The sequence below is a fragment of the Kushneria phyllosphaerae genome (assembly GCF_900312995.1).
Classification (GTDB): domain Bacteria; phylum Pseudomonadota; class Gammaproteobacteria; order Pseudomonadales; family Halomonadaceae; genus Kushneria; species Kushneria phyllosphaerae.
On the sequence record NZ_ONZI01000001.1, the window covers coordinates 41,774 to 62,116 of the forward strand.

A 20,343-nucleotide genomic window follows, 5' to 3' on the forward strand; every position below is an offset into this window, starting at 1 on the left:
GGTATTGTCCGTCTTTACATTGACGGGTCGGAAAATGCCAAAATGGCTTCCGATCCTTTTAATTGCGACGTTGCCATGACCGATACCCTGCTGGCCCGCCTGCGCGAGCTGGTCACCATTACCCGAATGGATGAACAGGGGCGGCTTCGGCTGCCCCCTGAACGTGAACTGGCCACGCATTTCGGCCTGCAGCGTTCAAGCCTGCGTGAACATCTGGCCACGCTTGAGCATCTGGGATTTATCGAGCGTACCCAGGGACGCGGCACTTTTCTGAAGATGCCAAAGCCGGATTTCGTCCAGCTCTATTTCGATCTGGCGCTGCAGTTGAACTATGTCTCGGTCGAGGCCCTTGAAAGTGCTCGCGAAATGATGGAGCGCGAAATCGTTCAGCAGGCCGCCAGGCTTGCCGAAGACCGGGACGTAGATATTCTTGCGGCGCTATGCGATCGCATCAAGCATGCGACCAGTATCGAGGAAGGCATCAATGCTGATTACGAGTTCCACGAACAGCTGGCCTGGATGACCCGCAACCCGGTGATCATGATGCTTTTCCAGGGACTGGCCTCGGTGCTCAAGCAGGTGCTGCATCACCGCCGCGTGCTGGTCAGACGCTCTCGCGATAGCGCCGAACAAACCAATGCCACCCATGATGCCATTGTCGAGGCCCTGAAGGCGCGTAACCCCGAGGCAGCTCGCCAGGCCATGAGTGCGCATTTCGAGGTATGGAACGAGCAGTCCCTGCGAATACAGAGTCTGCGCAGCGCTCCGGGAGCGCCAACAGTATCTCAGGACTGACGCGAGGCCTCGTCGAGATGCAAAAGGGTATGGGCGTTGGTGGCGCTGGTGGCCAGAACGTCGATCACACCGGTGCGCAGTGCCCCCAGGATGCCGGCGGCCTTGGTACTTTCACTGGCAATGGCGATGACTTCGGGAATGCGCGCCAGATCCGGGATGGTGAGTCCGATCACACGGCCCTGCATGGGCGTGCTGGAAGCGTGGCCGTTCAGATCTATGAAGTCATAGCCCATCATGTCGCCGACCGTACCGGACAGGCGCGCCTCGGCAATTTCGGAGGGCGAGAACCAGCCCATGCGCACCATATTGCTGTCTTCGGACAGATCCCCCACACCGATCATGGCGATATCGGCGCGTCGGGCGCGATCGAGCGTCTGGCGCACGGTCGGGTTGTCCAGCATGGCATCGCGCAGCTCGGCACTGGCCACCATGGCGGGCGCATAGAGCGTTTCACTCTCGCCGCCGAATTTCGCCGCCAGCCGCCGACAGATGTGATCCGGGTTCATGTACTCCCCGGCGCGCAGCGAGCCGCCGATGGCGCAGATAAACGAGCACTGACGGGTGCGCTGGGTAAAGACGTTATCCGCCACGGTGCCGACGTTGCGACCCATGCCGACGGCCACCATGGTGCCGTCTTCCAGCGTACGCGAGAGGTGATCGGCCACCAGACTCGAAACCTCGTGACGCTGCTGGTCGGCATCGGCGCAGTCCAGCGCAATCAGCGCCCGGCGAATGCCAAAGCGGCGGATCAGGGCCTGTTCGATCTCGGCGGCCACTGACGGATGATGACGCACACGAACATCCACGATGCCCTCCGTCTGCGCCCGCTTGAGCATGCGCCCGACCTTGATGCGCGACATGCCAAGACGGACCGCGATCGCCTCCTGAGTTTCACCCTGCATGTAGTACAGACTGGCAATCTCGGTCATCAGCACAATGTCGGGATCAGCACGCTCGGTCATCAGAGACTGCTCCAAAAAAGGATCCTGCCCTGCTGTTGGCGCCTGGCAGGGTATCGATATAAAAACGGCGCATCATGAGATGCGCCGCTGCGTCGTTCAACCCATCGTCTGTCAATCGGAGTCGATACATGCCCGACCCGACAGCCAGGGCATCTCAGCCGTTGGCGCCCTGGCCACGCTCGTATTCGTTGATACGATCGACCTTGGCCTGTGAGCCGCCCCCGCTGAACTCGCTTTCCAGGAAGGACTCGGCAATCTTTTTGGCCAGCTCGACACCGATGACGCGCGCGCCCATGGTCAGGATCTGGGCATCGTTGCTCTTGCGCGCGCGCTCGGCAGAATAGGTATCGTGCGCCTGTGCGGCACGAATACCCGGCACCTTGTTGGCCGAGATGGCCACACCAATGCCGGTGCCGCAGATCAGAATGGCGCGATCGACACGACCTTCCTTGACCGCATGGGCAGCGGCAAAGGCGATATCGGGATAAAGCACCGGTTCGGCATTATGGGTGCCGAAATCTTCGACCTCGTGACCCAGCGAGCGCACGTGCTCGACCATGGCCTGCTTCATGTCATAAGCGGCTTCATCACATCCGAGTGCGACCCGAAGCTTTTTGGTCTCTGCTGTCATGATTTCTCCTGGTGAACGGTCACCGTCTACGTTGACACTTTTATAGCGTAGGCCTTACCGATCATATGAACAAAGCGTATTCATATGAAAGACCCTGCCAGCTCATAACCTCGGCTCGTAAAAACGCTCTCAACTGCCGAAGATATCACCCCTTTGGGCATAAATACGCTGCCACACCCCCTACAAAGGGCGATAGTAAAACCAAAGTCTCATGCGAAGTGATCGGCCGCAGGGCTAATATAGTCCCAACGTTTCTAACAAATGTACACGTCAGGATCATATTATCGTTCTGACAATTTCCTGTTCGGGTGCGCATGCACGCGAAGGGGAGAGAGGCATCAAACGTCCCTGCATCAAGGAGCAGCGCGCGATGCCCGGTCATTTTCGCCTTATCAGGAGTACGCCCGTCATGACACGCCTTTTCAACGACCCGATTGCCTTTGTTGACGAAGCCACCGAAGGCTTTGTGGCCGCTCACGCTCACCGGGTGCGCCAGGTGCCCGGCGGCGTAATCCGCAGCACGAAAAGCGAGCCGAATACCGTTGCCGTCGTGATCGGCGGCGGCTCCGGTCACTACCCGGCCTTTTGCGGCCTGGTCGGCCAGGGTCTGGCGCACGGCGCCGCGATGGGCAACCTGTTTGCCTCGCCATCGGCCCAACAGATCTATACGGTCGCTCGTGCCGCCAACAATGGCGCTGGCGTTCTGCTGAGCTATGGCAACTATGCCGGTGACGTTTTGCACTTTGGACAGGCACGCGACCGGCTGGTCAGCGAAGGCATCCCCTGTGAAATGGTCAAGGTCATCGACGACGTTTCCAGCGCCAGTCTTGAAGAGATTCAAAAGCGTCGTGGCATTGCAGGCGACCTGACCGTGTTCAAGATTGCCGCGGCCGCTGCCGAAGCCGGCTATTCGCTTGAAGAAGTGGTGCGCGTGGCGGAAGCCGCCAATCTGCGTACCCGCTCCTTCGGCGTGGCCTTTGATGGCTGCACCCTGCCCGGTGCCGATGACGCCCTCTTCCATGTGCCGGAAGGCAAGATGGCCGTCGGTCTCGGTATCCACGGCGAGCCCGGCATCAGCGAGCAGGATATTCCCACTGCCGACGAGCTGGCCGAGCTGCTGGTCAAACGGCTGCTGGAAGAGCTTCCAGAAGGCGTGGGCAGTGCAAAGGGCGCCCGCGCCTCGGTGCTGCTCAACGGTCTGGGGACGGTGAAATATGAAGAGCTGTTCGTGGTCTATCGCCGCGTCAACCAACTGCTGAAAGAGGCAGGTCTCGAGATTGTCGACCCCGAAGTGGGCGAACTGGTGACCAGCCTCGATATGGCCGGCGCCTCGCTGACGCTGTTCTGGCTTGATGACGAGCTCGAGAAATTCTGGGCCGCGCCCTGCGACACGCCTGCCTACAGCAAGGGCAGCGTGACGGCCGTCGAACAACTCGACGCCGCCGAACTCGACATTCCCGACCCCGATGCCATTCCCGATGCCACCCAGGAGTCCCAGGACGCGGCGGCAAAAGTGCTTGCCGCCCTTGAAACCACCTACAAGGTGATCGAAGAGAACGAAGAGGAGTTCGGTCGCATTGACGCCGTGGCCGGCGATGGCGATCACGGTATTGGCATGGCACGCGGTGGCAAGGCAGCCGTTGAAAAGGCCCGCGAGGTAAAAGAGCGCGGCGCCGGTGCCGGGACAACCCTGCGCATGGCAGGCGATGCCTGGGCCGACCGCGCCGGCGGCACCTCCGGCGCCATCTGGGGCGCGGCGCTGCATTCACTGGCCATGGCCATCGGCGATGAGAAAAAACCCGACGCTGCCTGTATCGCCCAGGGCGTTCGCGATGCCCGCGATAACATCATGCACTTTGGCAAGGCAAAGGTCGGCGACAAGACGCTGGTCGATGTGTTGGTGCCCTTCAGTGAAGTGCTGAGCGAGCGCATCGAGGCCGGCGATGATCTGAAAACGGCCTGGCAGGCCGGTGCAGATCGCGCCGAGCAGGCTGCAAAGGACACCGCCGATCTCGTGCCGAAAATTGGCCGCGCGCGCCCGCTGGCAGAAAAGAGCAAGGGCACCCCGGATGCCGGTGCAGTCTCGCTGTCCATGATCATCCGCGCCGTTGTGGATGTGCTCTAGGCGATTGTTTACGGTCCAACCACAGGAGAGAGACATGGCCGCCCCCTTGCTTATCGGCACCAGCCTCAAGATGTATTTTGGCTATCAGAAAACGCTGGACTGGTGTCGTCAGGTCACCGACATCGCTCGTCAGCATCCCGCCGTGACGCAGGGGCATGCCGCGCTTTTCATCATGCCCTCCTTCCCGACGCTGTCACCGGTGCTTGAGATCGTGCGCGACACTGATATCCGCATCGGGGCGCAGAACCTTTCCGATCAGCCGCCTGGCGCCTGGACCGGAGAAGTCAGCGCCGCCATGCTCGCCGAGATGGGCTGTCGCTGCGTGGAAGTCGGTCATGCCGAGCGTCGGCGCCATTTCCATGAAGATGAAACACTGATTGCCGCCAAGACCGCGCAGGCCATGGCAAACGGGCTCTCTCCCGTGCTGTGTGTGGGCGAGATTGAACAAGGCGACCCGGACGTTGCGGCCAGTGAGTGCATCCGTCAGGTAGAAAGTGCACTGACGGATGTCCCACAGCCCAGAGAGACCGATCTGATCGTGGCCTACGAGCCCCACTGGGCGATCGGTGCTCCTCAGCCGGCTTCGAAAGAGCATATCAGTGCCGTATGCATCAAGCTTCAGGCCTGGCTGGATGGCCACGGTGGCGGGCGCGTCATTTATGGGGGCAGTGCTGGCCCGGGACTTCTGTCACGTCTGGAGGGCAGCGTGCAGGGGATGTTCCTTGGCCGATTCGTGCATGATGCAAGCGCCTTTGAACAGATCCTTGATGAAGTCATGACCCTTCATGACGCGTCTCGCTGACGCTCGATTCCGAGATGACACATCAGTTTTGATGCGCCCTTCTTCATCCCAGGGGGGCGACATCACCATTTCATGCAGCTACTCTTGGCAAATAAAGATGTGCGACATCGATGCGGGCGCTGGTGCCACGGCCCATTGACTCGGTCGCTGTCGCCAGCGCCCCCTTTCACCACCAGCAGGCAGGAGTTCACCAAGATATGACCTCGCGTCGTCACCTCGCCAATGCCATCCGTGCGCTTTCAATGGATGCCGTGCAAAAGGCCAACTCCGGCCACCCGGGCATGCCGATGGGCATGGCTGACATCGCAGAAGTGCTCTGGAACGATCACCTCAGGCACAACCCGAAAAATCCTGACTGGGCAGAACGTGATCGGTTCATTCTGTCCAACGGCCATGGCTCAATGCTGCACTATTCGCTGCTGCATCTGACCGGCTATGAACTGCCGCTGGAAGAGCTCAAGAACTTCCGCCAGCTGGGCTCCAAAACGCCCGGTCACCCGGAACACGGCTATACCCAGGGCATCGAGACCACGACAGGCCCGCTGGGCCAGGGTCTGGCCAATGCCGTCGGCATGGCGGTCGCCGAGCGCACGCTGGCCGCTCAGTTCAACCGTGATGGTCATGACATCATCAACCACCGCACCTGGGTCTTTGCCGGTGACGGCTGCCTGATGGAAGGCATCAGTCATGAAGCCTGCTCGCTGGCCGGAACTCTGGGCCTTGGCAACCTGGTCGTCTTTTACGACGACAACGGCATCTCGATCGACGGTGAAGTTGAAGGCTGGTTCACCGATGACACCGCCAAGCGCTTTGAAGCCTATCACTGGAACGTCATTCGTGATGTCGACGGCCATGACGCCGAGCAGATCGATGCCGCCATCCGTGAAGCGAAGGAAGTCACCGACAAGCCGACTCTGATCATCTGCAAGACCGTGATCGGCTTCGGGTCGCCCAACAAGGCCGGCAAGGAGGAGAGCCACGGCGCGGCGCTGGGTGAAGAAGAAGTCGAAGCAGCCCGCAAGCAGTTGGGCTGGGAATACGGCGCGTTCGAGATCCCCGATGACGTCTACAAGGCGTGGGATGCCAGCGACAAGGGCCAGCAGCTCGAAGACGAGTACAAGCAGAAGATGGCCGCCTATGAAAAGGCCCATCCGGAACTCGCCAAAGAGCTTCAACGTCGCTACGACGGCAAGCTGCCCGAGAGCTTTGACGGCGATGCCCTGATCAAGCGGGCGCAGGAAAAGTCCGAAACTACCGCCTCGCGCAAGGCTTCTCTGGGCGTGCTCAACGAGCTGGCCCCGGAACTGCCTGAACTGTTTGGTGGCAGTGCCGACCTGGCGCCGTCCAACCTGACCCTCTGGAAGGGTGCCAAGGCGGTCAGCAAGGACAACTTCGACGGCAGCTACCTGCACTACGGTGTGCGTGAGTTCGGCATGGGCGCGATCGCCAACGGCATCGCCACCCACGGCGGCTTCATTCCCTATGACGCCACCTTCCTGGTATTCATGGAGTACATGCATAACGCTATTCGCATGTCGGCCCTGTCACATACCCGCATCCTCCACATCTTTACCCATGACTCCATCGGTCTGGGCGAAGACGGCCCGACCCACCAGCCGGTCGAGCAGCTGGCGGATCTGCGCAACCTGCCGGGCCTGGCAACATGGCGCCCCTGTGATGCCACGGAAACGGCTGCTGCCTGGGTTGAGGGTCTCATGCGTGAAACCGGCCCCACGGCGCTGATCTTCTCGCGTCAGGATCTGCCGGCCCAGTCGCGCGATGACAAGCAGCTCAAGAACATTCGTCGCGGCGGCTACGTCCTCAAGGACGCCGAAGGCGGCCAGCCGGAAATGATCCTGATCGCCACCGGTTCCGAAGTGGGCCTGGCGATGGATGCGGCAAAAGAGCTCGAAGGCAAGGGCAAAAAGGTTCGTGTGGTTTCCATGCCCTGCACCAGCGCGTTTGATGAGCAGGACGAGGCGTATCGCGAGTCCGTACTGCCCAACAGCGTTCGCAAGCGCATGGCGATCGAAGCCGCCATTCCGTCGACCTGGTACAAGTATGTGGGTCTGGACGGTCACGTGTTCGGCATGACCACCTACGGCGAATCCGGCAAGGCCGGTGATCTGTTCAAGCACTTCGGCTTCACGGTCGAGAAAGTGGTTGAGCGCGCCGAACAGATGTTCAAGGCGTAACTCGCCAACACGCACCGGGCGGCCCGCGCCGTCCGGTACTTCAGAGATCCTTTGTGCTGTAGACAAAGGACTGAAGGCAAAAGAAAGGGCCCGGCAATGAATTGCCGGGCCCTTTTGCGTCTCAAACGTCAGAACATGCCGATCAGGCGATGGTGACGCTCTTGTCCAGATAGACGTCCTGAATGGCGTTCAACAGGGCAACGCCCTCTTCACGCGGCTTCTGGAACGCCTTGCGTCCGGAGATCAGACCCATGCCGCCGGCACGCTTGTTGATGACCGCGGTACGCACGGCTTCACCCATGTCGGAATGGCCCTTGGAGCCGCCGCCAGAGTTGATCAGGCCAGCACGGCCCATGAAGCTGTTGACGACCTGATAGCGTGCCCAGTCAATCGGGTTGTCGCTGAGCAGTTCGTCATAGACGCGGTCATGCGTATGACCAAAGCCGACCGCGCGATAGCCACCGTTGTTCTCCGGCAGCTTCTGCTTGACGATGTCAGCGTTGATGGTCGCTGCCAGATGCACGGCCTGACTGGTGAGGTCAGAAGAGACGTGATAATCGGTACCGTCTTTCTTGAACTCGGGGTTACGCAGGTAGGACCACAGCACGGTGACCATGCCCAGCTCATGCGCGCGCTCAAACGCCTCGCTGATCTCCTGGATCTGGCGACGGCTTTCCGGCGAGCCGAAATAGATGGTGGCACCAACGGCGACACAACCCATGTCATGCGCCTGCTCGACCTGCGCAAAAATCGTCTGGTCGTAGATGGCCGGATAGGTCAGCGTCTCGTTGTGGTTGAGCTTGACCATCATCGGAATGCGGTGCGCGTAGCGACGGGCTACCGATGACAGGACACCCAGCGTGGAGGCGACGCAGTTACAGCCGCCCTCAATGGCCAGCTCAACGATGTTTTTCGGATCAAAATACTGCGGGTTGGGCGCAAAGGAAGCGCCGGCCGAGTGCTCGATTCCCTGATCCACCGGCAGCATGCTCACATAGCCTGTGCCACCGAGTCGGCCATGGTTGAAGATGGTCTGCATGTTGCGCAGTACGTGCGGCGAGCGGCTGCTGTCCATCATGACCCGAGTAACAAAATCGGGGCCCGGCAGGTGCAGGTCCTCTTTCTTGAATCCGGCACAGGTATGGTTCAACAGGCTATCCGCTTCCTCTCCCAGCAGCCTGGCGATATCTGTCATTATCTTCATCCTCTTTTCTACGAAAGATTTTGCATTGCCGCAGACCAATGCCGCGGCCTGGACAGCATAAGCAACTATACGTTGCAGTTCATGTCATGTTTTGTCAGTAGTATTCACGCATGAAGGCGGCCGCACTGCATGTCTGTCACAGACGACCACGTGCTCAGGGCCGCCATGACGGGTTCCCATTGTGAGGCGACAACACCTTGGCTCACTTGACCGCGATGCGCGCTATCGCCACCCCCTGGACGAAAGTCGCATACCCGCCACAGCGCCCGTCCCATCGATAATGACGCCCGCGGCGACTGTCTTCATTTTCCATGTCCCTGCTATGCTGGGGGAAGTTTTCAAATCGGTCCTGAAGGCAGTATCAGGGCTATCCTTACCGCTCAATGCTTACCACTTACCATTACGGGAGTAGCGACATGACTGTGCGCAAGATGTCCGAGCTGAATCTCGCCGGCCAGCGTGTCCTGATTCGTCAGGACCTCAACGTGCCAATCAAGGATGGAAAGGTCACCTCGGATGCCCGCATTCGTGCCAGCCTGCCCACCATTCGCACGGCCCTTGAGCAAAATGCTCGCATCATGCTGATGAGCCATCTGGGCCGCCCGACCGAAGGGGAGCCCAACGACGAAGAGTCGCTGGCACCGGTGGCCAATCACCTGGGTGAGCTGTTGGGCATGACGGTACGCCTGGAGCGCGACTATCTGGAGCAGGACCCCGAGGTACAGGAAGGGGAAGTCGTGCTGCTGGAAAACGTGCGCTTCAACAAGGGCGAGAAAAAGGACGACGAGGCCCTGGCGAAGAAATATGCCAGCCTCTGCGACATCTACGTGATGGATGCCTTTGGCACCGCGCACCGCGCTCAGGCCTCGACCCACGGCGTGGCCCGCTTTGCCCCGGACGCCTGCGCCGGTCCGCTGCTCTCCTCGGAGCTGGACGCACTCGAAAAGGCCCTGTCCAGCCCGAAGCGCCCGATGGTCGCCATCGTCGGCGGCTCCAAGGTCTCTTCCAAGCTTGAGGTCCTCAACGCCCTTTCCGAGAAGTGCGACCAGCTGATCGTGGGCGGCGGTATCGCCAACACCTTCATCGCGGCTGCCGGCTACAACGTGGGCAAATCCCTGTATGAAGCCGACCTGGTCGATCAGGCCAAGGCCCTGATGGACAGGGTCAGCGTGCCCCTGCCCATCGATGTGGTCGTGGCGACCGAGTTCTCCGACAAGGCCGAGGCGGTCATCCGCAACGTCGATGAGGTGCGTGACGATGAGATGATTCTCGATGTCGGCCCCCAGACCGCCGAGACCTACGCCGAGGCTCTGCGTGAAGCCGGCACCATTTTGTGGAACGGTCCGGTCGGCGTGTTTGAGATCGATCAGTTCAGTGGCGGCACGAAGGCCATGGCACATGCCATTGCCGACAGTGACGGCTTCTCGATTGCCGGCGGTGGTGACACGCTGGCCGCCATCGACAAGTACAGCGTCACCGATGATATCTCCTATATCTCTACCGGTGGCGGTGCGTTCCTCGAGTACGTCGAAGGCAAGACCCTGCCGGCCGTCAGCGCCCTGCGCGACGCCGCGAAATAACGTCTGACGACACGCTGCTCAAGCTCGATAAAGGGGCCCGGTTCCTTCCCGGAACAGGGCCCCTTTTGTAACGCCTTTTTGCAAGCATGTTTCCGTAGCTCCTGCTCGGCGCTACACTGCGACAAAGTGCAAAACAGGCCATCCATGAACAAACGACTCTTTTATGCCGGTAGCTGGCCCGATTCCGCTGCCCTGCTCGAAGGCGCCCTGTGGGTCGGCTATGCCTGGAGCATTCAGTGGTCGCTGGTCAACCATCAGAGTCTCGTCTTTTTGCTGGCGACCCTTGTGGTACTGGTCTGCGCGCTGACAACGCTTTTGTGGCAACCGCTGAAACTCACGCTTGCTCGCTACCGGGTCAGAAAACGTCGCACCGAAATGTGGATGCACATCCTCTACCCCCCGATGCTGCTGGCCCCGCCGCTGTGGTGGTTGCTCGAACGCATCGTTGGCAGTTTGCCCGACGCCCAGCAATGGACTTTGGCCTGTCTTTTGATGACGGTTGGCTGGCTGGTCTTTCTGATTTCACTTCTGATCAAACGTCTTATCCGCCAATACCGTCAGTCACTGAGCGATCACGCCGCGGACTGACGGTTCAGCTACCCTTGAGGCTTTTCTACCTCCAGGGATTTCCCTGCCGCTAGAAGCTTGTCCACTCATCAACCGTGGCTTCGTGAGCCTTGCCAGGCGAAGCTTTCGGCCGGAAAATGCTCTCCCTCGCAAATTCAGGCTTTGCGGTGTCCTTCGAGATCGGAGCGCTCGCCTGCCCCGGCTCGACCGCCACGGAATGGCTCGTCACCGAAGGGGCCAGACGGAAGACCGAGACGGCCTCGACCAGCGCCTGTGACTGCTGATAAAGCCTGCGTGACGCCTCACCGTTTTTCTCGACCATGACGGCGTTGTGCTGTGTGGTCTGATCAAGCTGGCCGATGGCCTCACCCACCTGACTGACCCCGGTGCTCTGCTCGATACTGGCGCGGCTGATATCGCCCATGAGGTGGTGAACACGCTTGATGGAGGTCACCACCTCATCGATGGTCTGACCGGCCTGATCCACCAGCACCGTACCCTTTTCAGTACGAGTAACGCTTTCTGAAATCAGCTTGTTGATTTCACGTGCCGCCTCGGCACTGCGGCTGGCCAGACTTCTGACTTCACCGGCCACGACCGCAAAACCACGTCCTTGCTCGCCGGCCCGGGCCGCCTCGACCGAGGCGTTGAGCGCCAGAATGTTGGTCTGGAAGGCAATGTTATCGATCACGCTGATAATTTCCGAAATACGCCGCGACCCCTCGTTGATTTCCTTCATGGTGACTACCACGCTGCCAAACACCTCACCACCGCGTTCGGCCACACCGGCGGCACTGGTGGCCAGCTGTTCAGCGTCGCGGGCATTATCGGCATTCTGGCGCACCGTGGCACTGAGCTCTTCCATGGCAGCCGCCGTCTGCTCCAGCGCGCTGGCCTGCTGCTCGGTACGCGAAGAGAGCTGGCTGTTGCCCTGCTCGATATGACCGCTGGCGTGAGTCACTTCGTGTGCAGTGCGACGTACGTTGGCCACGGTCTCCTGCAGCCGATCCGCCGTACCGCTCAATGCGGCCATGATGCTGCGATTCTCTTCCTGATAAACCTTGCGTGGCGCATCCAGCTCACCACGACCGATTGCCTCGGCCAGCGTCCGAACGTCACCGGGTTCGGCACCCAGCGTTTTCAAGAGCCCACGGGTAATCAGCGTGGCAACCACAATGCCCAGCAGTACGGCAATCGAGCACAGGATGATCATGGTGGTCTTGAAACCACCGCTGATGCCGCGCACCGCATCCGCCTCGGCATCATTCATGGCGCCCTGATAATTAATGAAGGCATTGATCGAGGCCAGCCAGTCCACGAAGGCCGGGCGCGCCTGCGACAGCAGCAGGGCTTGCGCGCCGTCGATATCACCACGACGGCGAGCCTCCAGCACACGCTCGATCAGCGGCATGGTGCGATCGTGCACAGCGTCAATGCTGGCCAGAAGGCGACGATCCTCGGCCGTGAACTGTTCATCATTGGTCGCCATGACTGCCATGCTGGCCGCGGCGGTCTGGTAATCCGCCGTCAGCTTGTCGATCAGCGCCGTGACCTGGGGCAGTTCATTGTCGCTGACCAGCGTGGCATCTCTCAGCGCAATGGCTCGATCATGGACACTACCGCGATAGTCGATGGCATGGCGCTGCTTGACGCTGTTGACATCGTTTATGTGGGTTAGTCCACGATCAATCTCGCCGACGCGCCATACGCCAATGGTTGTCAGTAATACGATCAAAAAGAGTATTGCAGAGAAACCAAGCATCATGCGGGTGCGAACGCGCATGTTCGAAAGCGTTGAGATGCCTGAAGACATTGTCATGTAAGCCATCCAGTCCTGTTAGCGCGCTATTAATTAACGCGCTATTTAATATGGACAGGGATTATCGCCTCAAACCCTTACAGCTTGAGGCCCATGACCGTTGAAATATCTTATGGTGGCCATAGCCACGATTAAAACGCCAGGGCGGGAATAGCCCGCGCTGACAATAGACTACTGACGCTCAAGCACCAGCAGCGGATCGATACGGGTATCAAACCAGTTCATGCCCCAGTGCAGATGCGGCCCGGTAGCACGACCGGTCGCCCCCACCTCGCCGATCACATCGCCCTGCGCCACACGATCACCCACCTTCACATCCAGCTTTGACAGATGCAGGAAGTTGGAGCTGATGCCGTAGCCGTGATCGATCAGTACCGTGCCGCCGGTCAGATACAGATCCGGGTTGGCAAAGGTCACAATGCCCCCGGCAGGCGCCTTGACCGGTGTGCCGGTTGCCGCGGCAATATCCATGCCCGAATGCGCAGAACCCGGCGTGCCGTTATAAATGCGTTGATTGCCAAAGCGTCCGCTGATGCGCCCTTTCACCGGCCAGATAAAGTGCTCGGCAAAATCGGGAATACGCTCATCGCGCGTGCGGGCGTCACTGACGCCGGCCTGCTCACGACGAATGCGCTCGGCAATTTTGGGCGGCGGTGACACGGTCTTTGGGGGCACACCATTGATGCGCTCGACAGGGAAGTCCCGCGGCGTCACCTGAATATTCACCGTGCGCTGCTGCCCATCGGGCGAGGTAATCCCGACCTGACTGGCGCCTGTGGCATCACGGCCGATCCCGAACACCACCGTGCCGTAATCGGTGACCCCCAGCGTGCGTCCGGCATGGGTGACCTGGCTGCCGGGCGGCACCCGCCCGATAACCATGCTCCCCTGCTGGACATGCTCGGGAAACACGATGGGGACCTGTTGAGTGTCGGCCCCGGCGGGCGCGCTCATCAGCGTGCCCAGCAGCATCAGGGTCGGCAAGAGCCCGGACAGGGCGCGGCGCAGACCGGCGGTCGATATCATGGCATCAGAAAACATGGGTCACTCACTCTCGAAAGATGATCAGGTCGTCAGCATATAGGGGAGATAAACGATCAGGGCAATCACGGCCAGATGCCCCGGATACCAGCCCAGCCACAGCCAGCGCGGCATGCGCACCACCCGGGGGATGAAACGGGCCAGACCCGCCGCGATCACCAGAACGATCAGGGTGGTCGAAAAGGCCACGCTCTTGCTGATGGTGTAGATATTGAGCTGGGCCGTGATCAAAAGAATCGGCACCCCGGCAAGCCAGGCCCAGATGCGCGCCAGACCGTGATCAAAGTGCTGATAACACGCCATCGCCAGCATGAACCCCGGCACCATCAGGAGCCCGAAACGGCCGTATTCCAGCAGCGGCCCCACCGTGTACCAGATGATCACGGACAGCGCCACGGCGGCGGCACTCGTGACCTGAGCACGCCCGTCCTTCGGCGGCGACACCAGCAGCTGGCGCAGCCAGGCGCCCCAAGCCAGTCCGAAGGCCAGCGTAAAGCAGACGTTGATCACCAACACGCTGGAGTAACGCGGCATCAGCATATAGGGTAGCTGTGCGATCAGACCGATGACCAGGATGCGCCGTGCATAGCGCATGGGGTTGCGGGTATCGAAAAGCCCATGCCAGGCCACCATGGCGGCAAACAGCGGAAACGCCACCCGCCCGATGGTCGAACTCGCCCAGCCAAACTGCCAGGAGAGCTCGTTGGACAGCGCATAGCGCACCACGTGGTCCACGGTCATGGAGATCAGGGCGAGCCACTTGCCCCAGTCCGTCCAGTGGGACCGGGTTACCCGGCCCCTGGGCGCCAGGGCTCCGGCGGTTGTATCGGTCATGCGCGCTCCATCATTTGATCAGGTTGGCAGGTCATATCACAGACCGCGACTGGCGCGGTGCACGCTCATACAAGGACACGGAGACAATACATGCACTCCCCCATCAACACCGTGATTGTCGGCTACGGGCTGGTCGGGCGCGTCTTCCATGCGCCCCTGATTCGCCACACCCACGGCATGCGTCTCAAGGGTGTGGTCTCCAGCCGCCCGGACGACGTTCACGCTGACCTGCCGGATATCGACGTATATCCCACGGCCGATCAGGCCTTCAGTGACCCCGAGGTGGATCTGATCGTGATTGCCTCTCCCAACGACACTCACACCTCACTTGCCATGGCAGCACTTCAGGCCGGCAAGCACGTGGTCATCGACAAGCCCGTGTCATTGGATGGCGAGGAGCTTGAGCACATCACGGCCTGTGCCCGCCATCATGACAGAGTTTTCAGCGTCTTCCAGAACCGCCGCTGGGACGCTGACTTTCTGACCCTGAAGGGGCTGCTGGAGGCAGGCCGTCTGGGCGATGTCACCCGTTGCCACCTGCACTTTGACCGCTTTCGCCCCGAGGTCCGCGACCGCTGGCGCGAGCGCCCCGGCCCCGGCAGCGGTGCCTGGTATGACCTGGGCTCGCATCTGGCCGATCAGGCCGTAACCCTGTTTGGCACGCCGCGCGCCGTCTACGCCGATCTGGCCACGCTCAGACCAGGCGGCGGCGCAGTGGATTATTTCCACGTGCTGCTGCGCTATGACCATCATCGCGTCGTGCTCTCAAGCCACGCCCTGAGCGCCCATGATTCGCTGCGCTACGCGGTCGATGGCACCCGCGCGTCCTGGATCAAGCACGGGATCGACACCCAGGAACAGACCCTGCGCGACGGCGGCACCCCCGACCAGCCCGGCTGGGGAGAAGACCCGAAGCGCGGCGTGCTCCATCACGGCGACACCGGGGACAGCGAGCCCATCGATAACGCCCGGGGTGACTACCGCGCCTACTATGACAACATCGTGGCGCACCTGAACGGCGAGGCCGAGCTCGCCGTGACCCCCGAGCAGGCCCGCGAGGTCATGCGCGTGCTCGACGCCGCTCATGAAAGCAGCGCCACGCGCTGCGAGGTCGTGCTCTAGTCGGCCTCAGGTCCCGCAGAAGGTCCGAAACACGGCCTCATCGGGCGAGGCCGACAATGTCCAGGCCTCACGCCCGGGCTGCTCTTCAAACGGGTGGGCCAGAATCTCGCGCAGCGTCTCGAAAGGTGCAAAATCGCCTTCGGCGGCGGCGCTCAGTGCCTGCTCGACCTGGTGGTTGCGCGGGATATAAAGCGGATTGATCGCCTGCATGTGACGGGCGATCTCATCTGCGCTGCGCGCCTCGCGCGCCAGACGGGCACGCCATTGTTCAAGCCAGGCGCGAATGCCCGCGTCCTGTTCAAACAGCGCCAGAAGCGCCGCGTCACCGTCTTCACCGCGAGCACACTCGCCGAGCTGACGAAACGTCAGGGTGAAGTCGGCGCGCCCGACCCGCATGGCCTCCTGCAGCGCCTCGATCAACGCCTGATCACTGTCTTCTTCCTGCACAAGGCCCAGCTTTTCACGCATCACTCCAAGCCAGGCGTCGAGATACTGCTCGGAGAAGCCCTGCACCACCTCGGTGGCGCGTTCGATGGCGCGCTGCTCATCGGCATCAAACAGCGGCAGCATCGCCTCGGCCAGACGCGCCATGTTCCACTGCAGAATCACCGGCTGATTGACGTAGGCATAGCGCCCGCCGGTGTCGATCGAGCTGAAGACGGTCTTCGGGTCATAGCGCTCCATGAAGGCGCAGGGGCCAAAATCGATGGTCTCGCCGGCAATCGAGGTGTTGTCGGTGTTCATCACGCCATGAATGAAGCCCACGCCCATCCAGCGCGCCACCAGCTCGGCCTGACGCTGCTGGATGGCCTTTAACAGCGCCAGATAGCGATCCTGCTCGGGGGTATCGGAAAGCTCGGGATAGTGTCGCTCGATCACGTGATCGGCCAGCACTCGCACGGCCTCGGCGTCATGACGCGAGCCAAAGTACTGAAAGGTACCGACCCGGATATGACTTGAGGCCACCCGCGTGAGCACCGCGCCGGGTTCCGGCATGCGCCGCATGACCCGTTCGCCGGTCGTGACGGCTGCCAGCGCCCGCGTGGCGGGGATGCCCATGACATGCATGGCCTCGCTGATCAGATATTCGCGCAGCACCGGGCCGAGCGGCGCACGACCATCACCGCCACGGGAAAAGGGCGTGCGCCCTGCCCCCTTGAGCTGAATGTCACGCAGCTGCCCGTGACGGTCGGTGACTTCACCCAGCAACACCGCGCGCCCATCGCCCAGCCGCGGCGAGAAGCCGCCAAACTGGTGGCCGGCGTAGGCCTGAGCGACCGGCTCGGCGCCAGGGGGCAGCTCATTGCCGGAAAACCACTCGGTGGCCTGCTGCTCATCGAAGGCGGTCAGGTCAAACCCCAGCGTCTCGGCAAGCGTTTGATTGAAGGCAATCAGGGTGGGCTGTTCAACGGTGACCGGCGTAAAGGGTTCAAAAAAATGGGCCGGCAGACGCGAATAGCGCAGGGTAAAGGTCGGAAACATGGTGACTCCGGCGGCCGGGGCCGCGTATTGATAAAGTGATCCGTCCGGATCAAAAGAATAGAACATCACAGACATGAAGGCCCGGCACTCCCTGAAGAGGCCGGGCCCTGAACAAGCCGGTACAAGGGCGATAAATCAGTCGCTTTGCTTCATGGCCCTGACCATCTGATCGACGTTGAAGCGGAACATGTCGGCGTAGGTCGACGCCGGACCATCGTCTTTTGAAAGTGCCTCCACGTACAGCTCGCCGCCGGGCTCGGCACCTGCGGCATTGGCGATCTGCTCGACCAGCCGCGGGTCGTTGGAGTTTTCAAAGAAATAGCTCTTGATGTGCTCGCCCTTCATCTGCGTGATGAGCCCTGCCACATCCTTCGCCGAGGCCTCGCTGTCGGTGGTCATGCCAAGCGGCGACAGAAAGGTCACATGGTAGCGGTCGCCGAAATAGCCGAAGGCGTCATGGGAGGTCAGGATCTTGCGCCGGGCCTCGGGAATGGCCTCGATCTGCGTTCTGGCATACTCATCCAGCGACTCGAGCTCCTGCTTGTAGGCATCGCCGTTGGCACGATATTCCTCGGCCCCGGCCGGGTCCGCCTTCGACAGCGCTGCCACGATGTTGTCGACCCACACCTCGACATTGGCCGGACTGTTCCAGACGTGGGGGTCGGGGCCGTCATGATGATGGTGATGACCGCCATCACCCTCCTCATGGTCATCGTGAGCATCCGCGTCATGGCCATGATCGTGATCTTCGCCGTCATGACCCTCTTCATGCTCGTGCGATGACTCATCCATTTCACGGGTGTGAATGTCCTTTGAGACCACCACGGGCTTGCCCTTGAAGCCGGAGGTGGTGATCAAACGATCCATCCAGCCTTCAAGCCCCAGCCCGCTCATGAATACCACGTCAGCGTCACGCACCCGACGCACGTCGTTCGGCGTCGGTTCATAGGCGTGCGGGTCGCCGTTGGTGCCAATGAGACTCGACACCTCGACCCGGTCGCCCCCCACTTCGCTGACCACATCGGCCAGCACGGTAAAGGAGGCCACTGCCTTGATGTCAGCGGCCTGCGCTACCGCCGCCGACAGCGGTGACAGTGCCAGTACGGCTGCCCCGGCCCACCAGACTCTGATCTTCATGCATGCTCCCCGTTTAACAGTAGAAACGCTGGCCCAAAACCCGATCTAGCCGGCCAGATGTGGCCGTGACAGGCGCTGACGCACGATGCCCAGCCGCCCGAACAGAAACGACAGCAGATAGATACCGCTGGCCGAAAGCACGATGGTCGGGCCCGACGCCACGCCGGTATGAAAGGAGATGTTGAGCCCGACGATGCCGGCCAGAAAGGCCACCAGCATGGCGCTGAACATCATCCCCGGCAGGCTGACCGCCCAGAAGCGCGCCGCGACCGCCGGCAACATCATCAGCCCCACCGCCATCAGCGTGCCCAGCGACTGAAAACCCGCCACCAGGTTGAGCACCACCAGCAGCAGAAAGAGCACGTGATAGAGATGCCCGCGCCCGCCAACGGCGCGCAAGAAGCCGGGGTCAAAGCACTCCATGACCAGTGGCCGGTAGATCAGCGCCAGCAGCACCAGCGTCAGCGAGGAAATGCCGGCAATCAGATACAGGGCGTTCTGATCGATGGCCAGAATGGTGCCAAAGAGCACGTGCAACAGATCCACACTCGAGCCCTTGAGCGATACGATCAAAACGCCCGCGGCCAGCGAGGTGAGATAGAAACTGGCAAAACTGGCGTCCTCGCGCACGGCGGTCGTGCGGCTGACCAGCCCCGACAGCAGTGCCACGGCCAGCCCTACGATCAGCCCGCCCAGCCCCATCGCCGGCAGCGACAGTCCCGCGACCAGAAAGCCGACCGCAGCGCCTGGCAGTACGGCGTGGCTCATGGCATCGCCGACCAGACTCATGCGTCGAAGCATCAGAAGCACGCCCACCGGGCCCGAGCCCAGCCCCAGCGCGATACAGGCCACCAGCGCCCGGCGCATAAAGCCGAAATCCACAAAGGGGGCCAGGGTGACGTCATAAACCGTGGTGAGAATGCTCATGCCTGCTCCTCATGAAGTTCACAGGCATGGGCATCCTGGCGCCAGGACTCTTCCATCATGTTGGCCCGCTTCAGGTGGTGCGGTTGCAGCACCTCTTCGGTCGGCCCCCAGGCAATCGCCTCGCGTGCCATCAAAAGCGTCTGCGGGAAGCATTGACGCACCTGGGACATGTCATGCAGCACGGCAATCACGGTGCGGCCATGGTCATGCCAGTGACGGATCAGGGTCAGCAGATCGCGGGTGGTGCGCTCATCGATGGCGTTGAAGGGTTCATCCAGCAAAATGACCGGCGCATCCTGCAGCAACAGACGGGCAAACAGCACGCGCTGGAACTGTCCAGAGGAGAGTTCGCTGATGCGTCGCTGCTCGAAACCGCCCAGACCGACCTTGTCGAGCGCATCCAGCGCCCGGGCCACATCCTGGCGCTTCATGCCGCCAAACACGCCCAGGCGATGCCAGTCCCCCATGGCGACGGTATCAAAGACACTCAGCGGAAAGCTGCGATCAACCTCGGCGGCCTGGGGCAGATAGCCATAGCGGCTGGCTGACATCCCGGCCCGGTCAATGCGGCCCTCGGAGGCGGCCATGTTGCCGGTCAGCGCCTTGATCAGGGTCGACTTGCCGGCCCCGTTGGGGCCGATAATCGCCGTCAGACTGCCGGCCTCGAAACTGCCGGTCACATGATGAACGGCCGGGTGGCGCTGGTAGGTAATGGTCAGGTTTTCAAGGTGGATGGGCGCACCCTTCAGATCAGGGCAGCTCATGGCACGGCCACCGCCCAGTGCACCATGGACCAGAGCCCAACCAGACCCACCGCTGCCAGCAACAACCGCCAGCCCACCGAGGAGGCCAGAATGGAGCGCTGACAGCGGCGCATGACATGATCATCGCGCGCGCGCTGGGCGTTCGGCGAATCATCCGTAGAAGAAAGGTGACGAGACACGACGTGATTCCATGACGACGCGATGCCGAGCAGACCCACGCTCGGCATCGGGTAAATGTTATAAAGTATCATTACATGAGAGACTTCAGAGTGCAACGACTCTGCGCCGCACGAAGACCTTGAACAAGCGTCTCCAGCGATTTTTCGTCCACACCCCGGTCGAGCCCTGTCCCGCAG

18 protein-coding genes are annotated in these 20,343 nt (G+C 61.3%); 7 read left to right on the forward strand and 11 right to left on the reverse strand.

Annotated features, from left to right (window positions below; all coding sequences use genetic code 11):
- Positions 1 to 75: 75 nt before the first annotated feature.
- Complete coding sequence (locus KSP9073_RS00180) at positions 76 to 795, forward strand: FadR/GntR family transcriptional regulator (RefSeq protein WP_165814109.1); 720 nt, start codon at positions 76 to 78, stop codon at positions 793 to 795.
- On the opposite strand, the gene KSP9073_RS00185 is transcribed toward KSP9073_RS00180, so the two are convergent.
- Positions 786 to 1,757 carry a sugar-binding transcriptional regulator gene (locus KSP9073_RS00185; RefSeq protein WP_108841957.1) on the reverse strand — a complete coding sequence of 324 codons (972 nt, stop codon included), beginning with the start codon at positions 1,755 to 1,757 and terminating at the stop codon, positions 786 to 788. The two genes, KSP9073_RS00180 and KSP9073_RS00185, sit on opposite strands and share 10 nt — an antisense overlap.
- A gap of 154 nt (positions 1,758 to 1,911) precedes the next feature.
- Entirely contained in the window at positions 1,912 to 2,388 is a 477-nt protein-coding gene (gene rpiB / locus KSP9073_RS00190) for a ribose 5-phosphate isomerase B (protein ID WP_108840952.1), read from the reverse strand.
- Positions 2,389 to 2,797: 409 nt separating this feature from the next.
- On the opposite strand from rpiB, the gene KSP9073_RS00195 reads away from it, so the two are divergent.
- The 3 genes from KSP9073_RS00195 to tkt all read left to right on the forward strand — a co-directional run bounded on the left by KSP9073_RS00195 (position 2,798) and on the right by tkt (position 7,510).
- Entirely contained in the window at positions 2,798 to 4,513 is a 1,716-nt protein-coding gene (locus KSP9073_RS00195) for a dihydroxyacetone kinase family protein (protein WP_108840953.1), read from the forward strand.
- A gap of 34 nt (positions 4,514 to 4,547) precedes the next feature.
- Positions 4,548 to 5,315 carry a triose-phosphate isomerase family protein gene (locus KSP9073_RS00200; RefSeq protein WP_108840954.1) on the forward strand — a complete coding sequence of 256 codons (768 nt, stop codon included), beginning with the start codon at positions 4,548 to 4,550 and terminating at the stop codon, positions 5,313 to 5,315.
- Positions 5,316 to 5,512: 197 nt separating this feature from the next.
- A complete protein-coding gene (gene tkt / locus KSP9073_RS00205; RefSeq protein WP_108840955.1) occupies positions 5,513 to 7,510 on the forward strand; it encodes a transketolase in 1,998 nt (665 codons plus the stop codon).
- A gap of 142 nt (positions 7,511 to 7,652) precedes the next feature.
- On the opposite strand, the gene KSP9073_RS00210 is transcribed toward tkt, so the two are convergent.
- Entirely contained in the window at positions 7,653 to 8,705 is a 1,053-nt protein-coding gene (locus tag KSP9073_RS00210) for a class I fructose-bisphosphate aldolase (RefSeq protein WP_108840956.1), read from the reverse strand.
- A gap of 425 nt (positions 8,706 to 9,130) precedes the next feature.
- On the opposite strand from KSP9073_RS00210, the gene KSP9073_RS00215 reads away from it, so the two are divergent.
- Positions 9,131 to 10,294 (forward strand): phosphoglycerate kinase, encoded by a 1,164-nt coding sequence (locus KSP9073_RS00215; RefSeq protein WP_108840957.1) that lies wholly within the window; start codon positions 9,131 to 9,133, stop codon positions 10,292 to 10,294.
- A 144-nt stretch (positions 10,295 to 10,438) separates the two neighbouring features.
- Positions 10,439 to 10,882, forward strand: a complete 444-nt coding sequence (locus tag KSP9073_RS00220) for a hypothetical protein (RefSeq protein WP_108840958.1) — start codon at positions 10,439 to 10,441, stop codon at positions 10,880 to 10,882.
- A gap of 49 nt (positions 10,883 to 10,931) precedes the next feature.
- Here the strand turns inward: KSP9073_RS00220 and KSP9073_RS00225 are convergent, their stop codons facing one another.
- From KSP9073_RS00225 to KSP9073_RS00235, 3 genes are all read right to left on the reverse strand, one after another.
- A complete protein-coding gene (locus tag KSP9073_RS00225; protein ID WP_165814110.1) occupies positions 10,932 to 12,680 on the reverse strand; it encodes a methyl-accepting chemotaxis protein in 1,749 nt (582 codons plus the stop codon).
- 171 nt (positions 12,681 to 12,851) lie between these two features.
- The gene (locus KSP9073_RS00230; protein ID WP_207771381.1) at positions 12,852 to 13,721 is read right to left on the reverse strand and encodes a M23 family metallopeptidase; all 870 of its coding nucleotides are present in this window, start codon (positions 13,719 to 13,721) and stop codon (positions 12,852 to 12,854) included.
- A 24-nt stretch (positions 13,722 to 13,745) separates the two neighbouring features.
- A complete protein-coding gene (locus tag KSP9073_RS00235) occupies positions 13,746 to 14,555 on the reverse strand; it encodes a TraX family protein (RefSeq protein WP_108840960.1) in 810 nt (269 codons plus the stop codon).
- A 90-nt stretch (positions 14,556 to 14,645) separates the two neighbouring features.
- On the opposite strand from KSP9073_RS00235, the gene KSP9073_RS00240 reads away from it, so the two are divergent.
- Positions 14,646 to 15,677, forward strand: a complete 1,032-nt coding sequence (locus KSP9073_RS00240; RefSeq protein WP_108840961.1) for an oxidoreductase — start codon at positions 14,646 to 14,648, stop codon at positions 15,675 to 15,677.
- Between the two features lie 6 nt (positions 15,678 to 15,683).
- Here the strand turns inward: KSP9073_RS00240 and KSP9073_RS00245 are convergent, their stop codons facing one another.
- The 5 genes from KSP9073_RS00245 to KSP9073_RS00265 form a co-directional block, all read right to left on the reverse strand.
- On the reverse strand, positions 15,684 to 17,159 hold the full coding sequence (locus tag KSP9073_RS00245; protein ID WP_108841959.1) for a protein adenylyltransferase SelO: 1,476 nt from the start codon (positions 17,157 to 17,159) through the stop codon (positions 15,684 to 15,686).
- A 135-nt stretch (positions 17,160 to 17,294) separates the two neighbouring features.
- Positions 17,295 to 18,296 (reverse strand): metal ABC transporter solute-binding protein, Zn/Mn family, encoded by a 1,002-nt coding sequence (locus tag KSP9073_RS00250; RefSeq protein WP_108840962.1) that lies wholly within the window; start codon positions 18,294 to 18,296, stop codon positions 17,295 to 17,297.
- A gap of 45 nt (positions 18,297 to 18,341) precedes the next feature.
- Entirely contained in the window at positions 18,342 to 19,223 is an 882-nt protein-coding gene (locus tag KSP9073_RS00255; RefSeq protein WP_108840963.1) for a metal ABC transporter permease, read from the reverse strand.
- Positions 19,220 to 19,987, reverse strand: a complete 768-nt coding sequence (locus KSP9073_RS00260) for a metal ABC transporter ATP-binding protein (protein WP_108840964.1) — start codon at positions 19,985 to 19,987, stop codon at positions 19,220 to 19,222. Before KSP9073_RS00260 ends, KSP9073_RS00255 begins: the two co-directional genes overlap by 4 nt.
- Positions 19,984 to 20,166 (reverse strand): hypothetical protein, encoded by a 183-nt coding sequence (locus KSP9073_RS00265; RefSeq protein WP_133240958.1) that lies wholly within the window; start codon positions 20,164 to 20,166, stop codon positions 19,984 to 19,986. Before KSP9073_RS00265 ends, KSP9073_RS00260 begins: the two co-directional genes overlap by 4 nt.
- Between the last annotated feature and the right edge of the window lie 177 nt (positions 20,167 to 20,343).